Source organism: Lactococcus muris (genome assembly GCF_042849115.1).
GTDB lineage: Bacteria > Bacillota > Bacilli > Lactobacillales > Streptococcaceae > Lactococcus > Lactococcus muris.
Genome location: NZ_BAAFQO010000012.1, coordinates 24,481 through 36,896 on the forward strand (window position 1 = coordinate 24,481; position 12,416 = coordinate 36,896).

Annotated in this window: 11 protein-coding genes; all 11 read left to right on the forward strand. The window is 41.2% G+C overall.

The annotated features are described in order from the left end of the window. The first annotated feature begins 14 nt into the window (after positions 1–14). Positions 15–2,522, forward strand: a complete 2,508-nt coding sequence (gene mutS / locus ACGHCK_RS07995) for a DNA mismatch repair protein MutS (RefSeq protein WP_251422960.1) — start codon at positions 15–17, stop codon at positions 2,520–2,522. A gap of 58 nt (positions 2,523–2,580) precedes the next feature. Next, the gene (locus ACGHCK_RS08000; protein ID WP_202230333.1) at positions 2,581–3,255 is read left to right on the forward strand and encodes a hypothetical protein; all 675 of its coding nucleotides are present in this window, start codon (positions 2,581–2,583) and stop codon (positions 3,253–3,255) included. A 157-nt stretch (positions 3,256–3,412) separates the two neighbouring features. Next, positions 3,413–5,311 carry a DNA mismatch repair endonuclease MutL gene (gene mutL, locus ACGHCK_RS08005; protein WP_251422944.1) on the forward strand — a complete coding sequence of 633 codons (1,899 nt, stop codon included), beginning with the start codon at positions 3,413–3,415 and terminating at the stop codon, positions 5,309–5,311. 16 nt (positions 5,312–5,327) lie between these two features. Further along, a complete protein-coding gene (locus ACGHCK_RS08010) occupies positions 5,328–6,290 on the forward strand; it encodes a glycosyltransferase (protein ID WP_251422941.1) in 963 nt (320 codons plus the stop codon). Beyond that, a complete protein-coding gene (gene ruvA, locus ACGHCK_RS08015; RefSeq protein ID WP_251422938.1) occupies positions 6,290–6,880 on the forward strand; it encodes a Holliday junction branch migration protein RuvA in 591 nt (196 codons plus the stop codon). The genes ACGHCK_RS08010 and ruvA overlap by 1 nt, the downstream gene beginning before the upstream one ends. A 105-nt stretch (positions 6,881–6,985) precedes the next feature. Further along, on the forward strand, positions 6,986–7,189 hold the full coding sequence (locus tag ACGHCK_RS08020) for an adenine methyltransferase (RefSeq protein WP_394304524.1): 204 nt from the start codon (positions 6,986–6,988) through the stop codon (positions 7,187–7,189). A 168-nt stretch (positions 7,190–7,357) separates the two neighbouring features. Beyond that, complete coding sequence (locus ACGHCK_RS08025) at positions 7,358–9,007, forward strand: hypothetical protein (RefSeq protein WP_251422935.1); 1,650 nt, start codon at positions 7,358–7,360, stop codon at positions 9,005–9,007. 86 nt (positions 9,008–9,093) lie between these two features. Beyond that, the gene (locus ACGHCK_RS08030) at positions 9,094–10,335 is read left to right on the forward strand and encodes a Fic family protein (protein ID WP_271328205.1); all 1,242 of its coding nucleotides are present in this window, start codon (positions 9,094–9,096) and stop codon (positions 10,333–10,335) included. Between the two features lie 43 nt (positions 10,336–10,378). Next, a complete protein-coding gene (ruvB, locus tag ACGHCK_RS08035; RefSeq protein WP_251422929.1) occupies positions 10,379–11,377 on the forward strand; it encodes a Holliday junction branch migration DNA helicase RuvB in 999 nt (332 codons plus the stop codon). 123 nt (positions 11,378–11,500) lie between these two features. Further along, positions 11,501–11,932 (forward strand): low molecular weight protein-tyrosine-phosphatase, encoded by a 432-nt coding sequence (locus ACGHCK_RS08040; RefSeq protein WP_202230326.1) that lies wholly within the window; start codon positions 11,501–11,503, stop codon positions 11,930–11,932. A gap of 88 nt (positions 11,933–12,020) precedes the next feature. Further along, positions 12,021–12,386: a MerR family transcriptional regulator gene (locus ACGHCK_RS08045; protein WP_165713993.1), complete on the forward strand. Its 366-nt coding sequence runs from the start codon at positions 12,021–12,023 to the stop codon at positions 12,384–12,386. Positions 12,387–12,416: the final 30 nt, after the last annotated feature.

The window sequence follows — 12,416 nt, forward strand, 5'->3', positions numbered from 1 at the left end:
GAAAGAAGAATAACATGGCTGAAAAAATTTCACCAGGAATGCAGCAATATCTTGATATCAAAGCTGATTATCCAGATGCTTTCTTGCTCTTTCGTATGGGAGATTTTTATGAACTTTTTTATGAAGATGCGGTAAATGCAGCGCAAATTTTAGAACTTTCTCTCACCTCGCGGAATAAGAATGCAGAAAATCCTATCCCAATGGCTGGTGTGCCCTATCATTCAGCAGATCATTATATTGAGCAATTAGTCAGTCTGGGACATAAGGTTGCTGTTGCCGAGCAAGTGGAAGATCCTAAAACTGCGGTGGGTATTGTTAAACGTGCCGTAACGCAAGTTATCACACCAGGAACGGCTGTTGATGTCGGGCAAACAACAGACAATAATTTTTTAGTCGCTCTTGACAAGGGAGATGAAAAGTATGCCCTGGCTTACATGGATTTATCAACGGGAGAATTTAAAGCAACCCAACTTTCAGATTTCTCGACAACTTTGAGTGAAATTTCCTCGCTCAAAGCGCGTGAGATCGTGGTGGGTTACGCGTTAAAGGCTGATGATAGACAAATCTTTGAGAAGCAAATGAATCTGATGGTTTCTGAGCAATTTGACTTTGAGGATATCCATTCGTCACTTTCAAGGCTTGAAAATCAAGTCGCTTCCAAGCTCTTGGCTTATGTCAAGCGTACACAGTTACGAGATTTGAGTCATTTGCAAGAAGTTGAGCATTATGAAATAAAAGATTTCCTACAGATGGATTTTGCGACAAAGTCTTCTCTTGAGTTAACAACAAATAAACGTGAAGGAAAGAAACATGGGACGCTTTATTGGTTGCTTGATGCGACTAAGACAGCCATGGGAACACGTTTGCTTCGTAGTTGGCTAGAGCGTCCTTTGATTTCCTCCAGTGAAATCACAAAACGTGCGGATATTGTGCAGCTCTTTTTGGACAATTTCTTTGAACGTGCGGATTTGATTGAGGCTCTTAAGGGGGTGTATGACTTAGAACGTCTTGCATCCCGCGTGTCTTTTGGTAAAGTTCTTCCAGTTGATTACTTGCAGTTAGAAAACTCTCTGTCAAATATCCCAGGGATTAAAAATGTCCTGTTGGCTATGAAGAATTCAGCCCTAGAACCACTGATTTCCCAGCTGGATGAAATCCCAGAGCTTATCCGTCTCATACATAATGCCATTGATGAATCGGCACAGCGTGTGATTACTGAAGGTGGTGTGATTAAGACGGGCTATAATGAACAACTGGATAAATACAGGGAAGCCCTCGCAAACGGGACTTCTTGGATAGCAGAACTTGAAGCCAAAGAAAAGGAAAAAACAGGTATCTCAACGTTACGTATTGACTTTAATCGCAAAGACGGTTACTATTTCCATGTTACTCAAAGTCAACTGGCCAGTGTTCCAGAATACTTTTACCGAAAAGCCACGTTGAAAAATTCAGAGCGCTTTGGTTCAAAAGAATTGGCTGAAATTGAAGAAATAATGTTGGAAGCGCGTGAAAAATCAAGCGTTTTAGAATATGATCTCTTTGCGCAAGTCCGTACAGAAACAGAGCAGTATATTTCACGTTTACAAAAAGTGGCGAAAGCCATTGCGAGCATTGACTGTCTACAAAGTTTGGCAACAATTGCTGAAAAATACCAGTATGTCCGTCCGGTTTTTACACAAGAGCGTCAAGTGAATATTGTTAATGGTCGTCATCCAGTTGTTGAGAGTGTTCTTGGTGCACAAGAATATGTCCCCAATGATATCAAGCTTCCTGAAGAAACAGCTATCCAGCTTATCACAGGACCAAACATGTCGGGGAAATCGACCTATATGCGGCAATTTGCAATGATTGTGATTATGGCACAAATAGGTTCATTTGTCCCAGCAGAGTTGGCTGAGCTCCCTGTTTTTGATGCAATTTTTACGCGCATCGGAGCAAGTGATAATTTGATCTCGGGTGAATCCACTTTTATGGTTGAGATGATGGAAGCTAATCATGCGATTCAGCATGCTACGGCGCATTCCTTGATTATTTTTGATGAGCTTGGACGTGGGACAGCAACATATGACGGGATGGCTCTCGCTCAGGCGATTATTGAGTACATTCATGACAATATTCATGCGAAGACGCTTTTTGCTACACACTACCACGAGTTAACAGATTTATCTGGGAGCCTTGAGGGGTTAGAGAATGTTCATGTTGCGACCTTGGAGAAGGGGGGAGATGTGACTTTCTTGCACAAAATAGCAGAAGGCCCAGCAGATAAATCGTATGGTATTCATGTTGCCAAAATTGCAGGTTTGCCGGCTCGCTTATTAGAGCGTGCGGACATCATCTTACAAAAACTGGAGAACAAACCGGTTGTGCGTCAAGCCTCTGAGGAAGAAAAAGAGCAGTTGAGTCTTTTTCCAGTTGAAGATAATCATCAAGAAATTATTGAAAGATTAAGAGAGATAAATTTGGACAATATGACTGCACGGGAAGCCCTGAACTTTTTGTGGGACCTCAGAGATGATTTGTAAGATTTTGCTTTTTTATGGTAGAATTACAGGGATAGATTGAATTTATAAGGAGAGAGATATGGAAAAAGATGAAATTAAGGACTTAGAAACGACAGAGGCCTCAGAAACCATAACAGATAAGAGAGAAGAAGTCGATACTGAAGTGAGTGAGAGAGAAAACTCAGAAAATGAGCAAGAGGAGCTTGTACTCTCAACGGTGGACGAACTAGAGAAGGTTGAGGAAGAAACAAGAGAAGAACCTCAGGTTGAAGTGGTTTTAGAAGAGGAAGAAGAAGTTCCAACGGTAGAAACAGCTGCTGGAAGAACAAGTGTTGAGCCCTCTCAAGATTCACAAAGCACTTATGCAGATGAGCCATTTTTGGCAGATAATCAAGTGAAATCAAAAATAGCTACTAAGTGGAATTGGGGAGCAATGGCGCTGCCTGTCTTCTTTGGTATTGCCAATCGTTCTTACCTGGGCTTGTTGAGCTTGCTAGTTATTGTGCCAGGTATTGGCTGGATTTTTGGTATTGCTTGGGCTATCGTCTTTGGTATCAACGGTGAGCGTTGGGCACTCCAAAATCCAGATAATCGTTATCGTGATGAAGAAGAATTTCGTAAAATTATGGATGGTTGGAATCGTGCAGGTTTAGTCGCCTTTATTATCGGTGTTGCAGCCGTAATCTTTATGCTACTTTTCTTTATCATGCTTGGTGCAGCAATATTTAGTAGTATTGATCAATTTCAATATTAAGCTAAATAAAATATCTAATAAGACCTCTCCAGTGTATCTTCGGAGGGGTTTTCTTTGTTACCAAAGGACCAAACACAAAGACTTTTGTCCTTTAAAGTATGCTATAATAATACTGACTATAAAAAATAGCATTTGCTTGGTTAGGAGGCCTGTATAAGTGGGAAAAATAATCGAACTTGATGAATCTCTGGCTAATCAAATAGCAGCTGGGGAAGTTGTCGAGCGTCCTGCTAGCGTTGTAAAAGAGCTAGTGGAAAACTCAATCGATGCTGGGGCTTCACGAATCATTGTGAAAATTCAAGAGAGTGGCTTACGTCTCATAGAGGTTGTTGATAACGGTTCTGGCATTGAAAAAGAGGATGTAGCCAAGGCTTTGAAACGCCATGCGACAAGTAAAATAAAAGACAAGGCGGATCTTTTCAAGATTCGTACTTTGGGTTTTCGCGGAGAAGCTATGCCCTCGATTGCTTCAGTCAGTGAGTTTTCTATAGAAACGAGTGTAACTGGAGAAGAGTCTGGTACGCGCTTGGTGAGTCATGGTGGAAAAGTGGATACTCTGGAAGATATTGCAAAACGAGAGGGCACAAAAATTACTGTCCAAAATCTTTTTTATAACACGCCTGCTCGTTTGAAATATATTCGTTCCTTGCAAGCCGAACTCAGCCACATCACGGATGTGATTAATCGGCAAAGCATGGCTCACCCTGAGGTTTCTTTTGCCTTGATTAACGAAGGGCGAGAATTGATGAAGACGGCAGGAAATGGTGATTTACGCCAAGTTATTGCGAGTGTCTATGGTTTGCCCACAGCGAAGAAGATGCTAAAAGTTGAGGCGGAAGACCTAGATTTTAGGATTTCGGGTTATGTGAGTTTACCAGAGCTTACACGCGCAAACCGTAATTATATTACTTTGATGATAAACGGTCGCTTTATCAAGAACTTTTTGCTTAATAGAGCAATCATTGAAGGTTATGGGAATCGTTTAATGGTTGGTCGCTTCCCGATCGTTGTCTTATCGATTGAGATTGATCCTCAGCTAGCTGATGTTAATGTTCACCCTACTAAGCAGGAAGTTCGCTTATCTAAAGAGCGTGAGCTGATGCGTTTGATTACAGAAGCTATTCAAAACGTTTTTGTTGAGGAAACGTTAATTCCTGATGCTTTAGAAAATTTGTCTTCCCGTCTCGTAAAACATGAAGACAGGCAAGAAACATTGCCAGAGAACAAGACAGCTAATCTTTACTACGATAAAGTGAGGCAAGATTTCTTTGTTGATACACATCAGGTTCGGGAGGAAAGTACCTTATCTCAAGTTGAACCTGTAGCCCCGCCAGAAACAGAAAAGGTAGTAGAACGTTCAATTTTTGAAGAACAAGAAGCACCAAGAGAGGAAAAGCCAGCAGAAAGTTTAGAGAAAGCAGAAAGAAAGCAAGCCTTTCCAGATTTAGAATATTTGGCACAACTGCACGCTACTTACTTACTCTGTCAGGCTGAGGATGGGCTTTATATCATTGACCAACATGCCGCCCAGGAACGTATTAAATATGAATACTGGCGTGAAAAAATTGGCGAGGTGAGCATGGATCAGCAGATACTGCTTGCGCCTTACATCTTTAGCTTGCCAAAGCATGATTTCTTGATGTTTTTAGATCGGAAAGGGGCTTTAGAAGAAGCGGGTATCTTCCTCGAAGAGTACGGAGAAAATCAGCTAATCCTAAGGGAACATCCCACATGGCTTCAGGAAAGTGATTTGGAAGAAACAGTTTACGAGATGATTGACGAGATTCTTTTGACCAAAGAGTTTTCAGTTAAAAAATATCGTCATGAACTGGCAACGATGGTAGCTTGCAAGAGCTCAATTAAGGCTAATCATCCTTTGGATGCGGCGTCAGCGCGTGCTTTGGTAGCAGAACTGGCAACTTGTGAAAATCCATATTCTTGCGCGCACGGACGTCCAACGATTGTTCACTTTAACAGTGGGGATATGGAAAAAATGTTCCGTCGCCGTCAAGAAGCACATCTCTCCAAAGCAGCCAGCTGGAAAAATTTAAATTAAAAAATAGGATAGGAAAATGACAACTTTATACATGGTAGTCCCTTGTTATAACGAGGAATTGGTGCTTGATGAAACATCTCGTCGCCTTGAAGAAAAATATAGGGCTTTAAAAGCAGCCGGAAAAATCGATGAGAAGAGTCGTGTTGTTTATGTTAATGATGGCTCACGTGATAAAACTTGGGAAAAAATTCAAGAAAAACATGCGGCAAATCCGATATTTAGTGGGATTAATCTTTCGCGAAATAGAGGGCATCAAAATGCGCTTTTAGCGGGCTTGATGCAGGTTAAAGACTTAGCTGATGCTGTAATTTCGATGGATGCGGATCTGCAAGATGATATTGATGCTATTGATGCGATGCTTGAAGAGTATGAAAAAGGTTATGAGGTCGTTTATGGTGTACGTGATAATCGTGATACAGACACAGCTTTTAAACGTCGTACGGCACTTGCTTTTTACGGTTTGATGAAAAAGTTAGGCAGTGAGTCAGTACCTAACTCAGCAGATTTTCGTCTTATGAGTCGCCGAGCTTTGAACGGTTTGGCTGCATATGGTGAGGTTAATCTCTTTTTACGTGGCATGGTACCACTCGTGGGATACAAGTCAACCAATGTTTATTATAAACGTGGGGAGCGCTTTGCGGGTGAAAGTAAGTACCCGCTTAAAAAGATGATAAGTTTTGCAATTGATGGTATCACTTCGACATCTGCAACGCCTATGCGTTTTATCTTCTGGACGGGTTTGACAATGTTTATGCTGGCCTTTGTTGCAGGCATCTACGTTGTGATTCGCCACTTTGCTGGGGGATTCCCTACAACAGGCTGGGCTTCTATCATTGTGGCCATTATTGGTCTGGGGGGGATTCAGCTTTTGGCTCTTGGGATTATCGGAGAATATATCGGTAAGATTTTCCTTGAGGTCAAGGCACGTCCGCGTTTTATCATCCAGGATTTTATCAATAAAGAAAGTGATGAAGACTAATGTATGAATACTTTCAAGGCCAGTTGGTCAAAATCACGCCGACCTACATTGTAGTAGATGTTGCGCATGTGGGCTATTTGATTAATGTGGCCAATCCTTATGCCTGGTCTAATCTGATGAACCAAGAAGTAAAAATCTATGTCCATCAAGTGATTCGCGAAGATGCACACAGCCTGTATGGTTTTACTGATGAGGCAGAAAAATCCTTGTTTTTGCGCTTAATTAGTGTATCGGGTATCGGTCCTAAGTCAGCTTTAGCTATTATCGCAGCAGATGATAATACAGGACTGGTTCATGCTATTGACAGTAGTGATATCAAATACTTGACCAAGTTCCCAGGGGTTGGTAAAAAGACAGCGATGCAGATGGTGCTGGATTTGGCAGGTAAGTTTGATGCAAGAGCTTCGGCGGAAATGGTGAAGGCGACAGCCAAGGATGAGAATCTTGCGCTGACGGAAGCTATTGAAGCCTTGCAAGCTTTAGGTTATAAGGCAACAGAACTCAAAAAGATTCAAAAGAAACTTGAAGCAGAAGTTGATCTGACCAGTGAAGAGTATATTAAAGCCGCGTTGAAGCTCATGATGAAGTAGTGCCCTAAAGAACCATAAAATAAGAGAAGAGGCTGATCAGCCTCTTTTTCTATTCTGATATCGTTTTGATTTTGATAAGAAAAAAATTATAATTATATCATACGAATGTTATTTAGTTTACAGGGAGATAACGAAACTCTTGACGAGGTAAAAGCAATGACCTATAATCAGACAGCAGAGCAGAGCAGAGCAGAGCAGAGCAGAGCAGAGCAGAGCAGAGCAGAGCAGAGCAGAGCAGAGCAGAGCAGAGCAGCTAAGCAAGCGGTAGATTTCCGTCTTTTTTCGCATACACCAATACGTCCTGGATAAAGGGCGTTTTTTGCTGTGCTGCTAGCTATTGTGCCTAAAGGCACTAATGCTAGACGGCAAGTCCTATGGGACCTTGCCTAAGCACTGCATTAGTGAAAAATCAAAAAATAATCGTTTTTGATTTTTCACGTCATGTTTAAATCAAAATGGAAGTATGAGGAAAAATAAATGAATAAGGAACAAAAAAGAAAACTGGGTGTTATAGCAGTTTTAGGACTCACCTTGCTTGTCGGTGGAACCTTTGCCTTCCGCTCTTTTGAGCAACAGGCTATCAATGACCGTGAGCGTGAACACAATGTCAATGTCGGCGGACGTGTCCACGATTACTATAACCGAGACACGGAAAACAAGGACGTCTTTATCGAAAATTATGGCGAGCGTCCAATCATGGCACGTATCCGCCTGTCCGAGTTTCTGGAAACTCGGCAACGAAATGAAGATAATTTTACACCTTTAGTGAGTGGAACCAGTCGTGAAAATGTCGGCTCTTGGACCCGCTGGATACCAAGCGCTACAGATATAAATGACCGCGCCAATAACAATGCGTCCAATGCTTTTGACCGCTACTCTCAGTTAAGCTTTGGCTGGAGCAGGGAGGGACAAACTGCACCTTGGTATCTCCCAACTTTTAACCATGATAACTTAGATCAGAGGACAGCTGCCGCAGGACATGCCCGTGACTGGATTGCAGGTGGCGGAGCTACAGATGGCAGTACCGACGGGACGACTCATCCCGGTGAGGGAACAGATGGCTTCTGGTCGTCAGGTACAAGCTACACGAACGGCAGTCAAAGCATCACATGGCCTGGCTCTGCAACAGCGACACGAACCACAGCACAAAACCTCGAGCAAGAGCGTGCCCCGATGACGATAGAGCAATGGGAAACTCTCCCAGATGAAAATAAAGTCGGTAATTTCTGGGTCATTGACCAGCAAACAGGCTGGGCTTACTGGGCCAATCGTCTAGAACCTGGGGAAGCAACCTCTTACCTACTTGATGCCGCTGTGATGACGGATGCTATCGAAGAGACGGTCTTTAACGGTTTTTCTTACTATGCCATCAATGTTGAAAGCGAGCTGATAAGTCCGGATCAAAGAAATGAGTTTCTCAATGATGGCGGAAACAATCATGTATTACTGGCAGAATTTCTGACAGGAATTAATAACGGAGTGATGTTTGATGATGGACCAAATCCCGCACCAAATGAGAGTAGTGCACCTTCTGAATTTAACTTCTCTACCATGAGACCAGGACGTATCTTTACGATGGCAGGTGAGCAATATCGTTATCTTGAGGATATGGGTAATGGAGACCATATGATTATTCGAAATGATGCTCTCCGTAATGTTCATTTTTCTAACCAAGAGGTAGCACTTGCTTCTTGGTATGGCGGGCTTGATGATACAGTTCAAGCCATAGTTCGTCCAGTAGTTATGCCAAATAACGTGCCAAGTATTTCAGAGTTAGATGCTTCACCTTGGACAGCAGGGGGTGTACGTTGGTTACCTCTACAATGGAATGATAACAGATTTGATGCTGTTAGAGGAGACAGAACGGTTGTTGGAGGGACAACACAACGAGCTTTTGCTCTTTCTTTTGCGGATGTTGTTCGTTTATCAACTGCTGCAGGTCCTTTTCCCACTCATAGAGCTCGTGAAGCTGCCGATGCTCGTTGGTGGCAGCTTCGTACCCCTACGCCTGATGGTCATGCATGGGGGATCAGTGAGGGTGCGTTATTTGGTCGTTCGACCATGACAGGTTCTAATTCCCATGGAGGCGTCCGCCCCGCTCTCATCATTCACCAACCTACAAACTAAAACATTTACAAAAACTATAATAGCAAGCGAAGCACCAACATCGTTTGCTATTTTATATTTTATCAAATAGAGATGAGGAGGAATTGATGAAAACATATTCGACCTTACGTGCGATAAGCTATAATGACTTTGAAAACTATCCGATGATTGTGGAAAAAAGAAAAGAAAGTGAAAGTAGTGTATTCACAGGGCTTTTCTTTCAAGCTTTTGATACGAAACAAGAACTTTTATTAAAAGAAGAGATGGAACTTTTCTTTCTCGTCCTTCCTCAGACATCGTTACTCAAAGACAAGCTTAACGAAAATTCACGACAAATTGATAAACTTATGAACAGTTTGCCTGAGATTACGAAAAAGAATATCTTTTATCATCTACTTGTTGAAGAGATTAAAGCCTCCAATGATATTGAGGGCGTTCAAAGTACGCGAAAAGAAATACGTGATGCCATTAGTGTTATTCTTGAAAAATCTCAAGAAGATAAAAGATTTAAAAGTCTTGTCTATCAATACATGAATTTTAGAAAATCTAAATTTAGTCAGATTACAACAATTGAAGATATAAGAGAAATCTATGAAAATTTACTCAAAGATGAAGTTGCTGAAGAGGATAAATTGAGCACGGGAGAGCTTTTTAGGAGTGAACCTGTATTTATCGTTGACCAAAGGACGGGCAAAAAAGTCCACCAAGGAGCAGAAGGGCAAGAAATCATAAAAAAACGTCTTGCTCATCTCGTGAAGTTTATGAATCAGGATGATATACCGACCTTTGAAAAGGCATTTATTAGTCATTTTTATTTTGAAAATACTCACCTCTTTTATGATGGAAATGGAAGAATTGGACGTTTTATACTTTGCTCTTACCTCGCTCGAAAGTTAGATTATTTATCTGCAATCGGAGTATCTGTAGCTATTTTAGAAAATAAGAATAAGTATTATAAAGCTTTTCAGGAAACTTCTCATCCCAAAAATGCAGGTGAAGCAACATCTTTTATTTTGGATATGTTTGATATTTTACTTAAGGCTCAAGAGAAAATTTTAAGTGCTTTGAAAGAATGGGAGAGCAAGCTTGATACCTTGCAGAAGAATATTCAAAAACTTGAACAAACTAATGATGAACGTTCAGTTATCTACCCTCTAGCACAAGTTCGAATGTATGATAGTTTAGATGTTCTTACGGATGCAGATATTGCCGTAGGTATCGGAATCTCACGGCAAAAACTAAAAAATATTCTCAAAGATTTAAAAGAGAAAAAGCATATTACTCAAGTAAAACAAAAACCGTCCATCCATGAGCTAACGGATGAGTTTTGGAGTGAATTACAAAAATAAATAGACTTAACACAGAACCATCTTTTCTGCTATAATAAAAATAATGAACGAAAATCTATCCGCAACACCACTTGAAGATGAAGCGCTGGTTGAAAAGTCCTTACGTCCGCAATATTTCAACCAATACATCGGTCAAGATAAGGTTAAAGAACAACTCGAAATCTTTATCAAAGCAGCCAAGCTACGTGAGGAAGTACTGGATCACGTGCTTCTTTTTGGTCCTCCGGGATTGGGTAAAACAACCATGGCCTTTGTTATTTCTAATGAACTCGGGGTCAATATCAAGCAAACTTCGGGTCCAGCGATCGAAAAGCCGGGCGACTTGGTCGCGATCCTTAATGAACTCGAACCTGGCGATGTCCTCTTTATTGATGAAATTCACCGTATGCCCATGCAGGTTGAGGAAATCCTTTACTCTGCTATGGAAGACTTCTACATTGATATCATGCTGGGCTCTGGTGATGGAAGCCGCTCGGTCCATTTAGACTTACCACCTTTTACCTTAGTTGGTGCAACGACACGAGCAGGGATGTTGTCTAATCCTTTGCGCGCTCGCTTTGGAATTTCTGCACACATGGAGTATTATACTGAGCGTGACTTGGAAGAGATTGTCAAACGTACTGCAGATATATTTGAGGTAGAGGTGGTTGAAGAAGGAGCACTTGAGATTGCTTTGCGTAGCCGAGGGACACCACGTATCGCCAACCGTTTGTTAAAACGTGTGCGCGACTTTGCGCAAATCATGGGAGATGGTCGTGTGGATAAAGAAATCACGGATAAAGCACTTCAAATTTTAGATGTGGACAATGCTGGTCTAGACTATGTAGATCAGAAAATCTTGCGTACCATGATTGAAATGTACAATGGAGGACCAGTTGGTTTAGGAACTCTGGCAGTTAACATTGCTGAAGATCAGGAAACTGTTGAAGATATGTATGAACCCTATCTGATTCAAAAAGGTTTTATTGTGCGGACAAAGCAAGGAAGGAAAGCAACCGCAAAGGCTTATGAACATTTAGGATATTCTTATCAAGAAAATTGAAAAAATACTCAATCTGGAGTATTTTTTATATATTACGCTTGCGGTACTCTTCTAAAAGTGGCAACTAAAGAGTCAGTTTGTAACTGGTGATTTTTATGCCATTGGATGTGCTATAATGAAGACATGGAAAAAATAGTATTTGTTTGTTTAGGGAACATTTGTCGTAGCCCGATGGCTGAGTTTGTCATGAAAGATTTGGCTGAAAAAGCGGGAAAATCTTATGAGATAGAGAGCAGAGCGACATCCAGTTGGGAGCATGGCAACCCCATTCATCCTGGGACGCGCGCTATTCTAAAGGCATATGACATTAAATTTGACGAGAAAAAAGGCAGTCAGCAGATTACGCCAGAGGATTTTCAATACTTTGATCAAATCATTGCGATGGATGCCTCAAATAAACGGGATTTGGAAAAAATGGCGCCAGCAGATCAAAAAAATAAAGTAAAAATGCTTTTGGAAAAATCCGTTCCCGATCCTTGGTATACAGGAGATTTTGAGGAAACTTATGCCTTAGTAAAAGAAGGCTGTTTAAAAATTTTAGAAAACAATGATTGAATATGTCATAAAATGTGACATAAACCTTTGACAAGAGCTTAAACTAGGTTTATAATATGCCATAGAGTTGAAGTTGAGGAGATAACGGGTGAAAGAACGTGAATTGAGGCACTCTCTAGCAGTGCTGCCAATTGGCACTGTTATGAAACTAACAGGATTGAGTGCGAGACAGATTCGCTACTATGAGGAACAAGGTTTACTTTTTCCAGAGCGTAACGAAGGTAACCGCCGGATGTACTCTCTTAATGATATTGAGATAGTGTTTGATATCGCAGATTTACTATCTGAGGGCAATAATATTGCAGATATTAAACGTATCTATGCTCAACGACAGAAAAAAGCAATGAAAAATCTCTCTATCAGCGAAGTGCATCTTGCTTTGGAACGCGAATTTGCGCAACAAGGGCGTTTTGGACATTCAACATCAACTCACTTCAACCAGCCGCGCATGTAAGAAAATATTACATAAAAGGAAGTATCGTTT

Bases quoted from the DNA above. Each gene is read 5' to 3' on its own strand.
- mutS (WP_251422960.1), top strand. From the start codon at position 15: ATGGCTGAAAAAATTTCACCAGGAATGCAGCAATATCTTGATATCAAA.
- ACGHCK_RS08000 (WP_202230333.1), top strand. From the start codon at position 2,581: ATGGAAAAAGATGAAATTAAGGACTTAGAAACGACAGAGGCCTCAGAA.
- ACGHCK_RS08010 (WP_251422941.1), top strand. From the start codon at position 5,328: ATGACAACTTTATACATGGTAGTCCCTTGTTATAACGAGGAATTGGTG.
- ruvA (WP_251422938.1), top strand. From the start codon at position 6,290: ATGTATGAATACTTTCAAGGCCAGTTGGTCAAAATCACGCCGACCTAC.
- ACGHCK_RS08020 (WP_394304524.1), top strand. From the start codon at position 6,986: ATGTTATTTAGTTTACAGGGAGATAACGAAACTCTTGACGAGGTAAAA.
- ACGHCK_RS08025 (WP_251422935.1), top strand. From the start codon at position 7,358: ATGAATAAGGAACAAAAAAGAAAACTGGGTGTTATAGCAGTTTTAGGA.
- ACGHCK_RS08030 (WP_271328205.1), top strand. From the start codon at position 9,094: ATGAAAACATATTCGACCTTACGTGCGATAAGCTATAATGACTTTGAA.
- ruvB (WP_251422929.1), top strand. From the start codon at position 10,379: ATGAACGAAAATCTATCCGCAACACCACTTGAAGATGAAGCGCTGGTT.
- ACGHCK_RS08040 (WP_202230326.1), top strand. From the start codon at position 11,501: ATGGAAAAAATAGTATTTGTTTGTTTAGGGAACATTTGTCGTAGCCCG.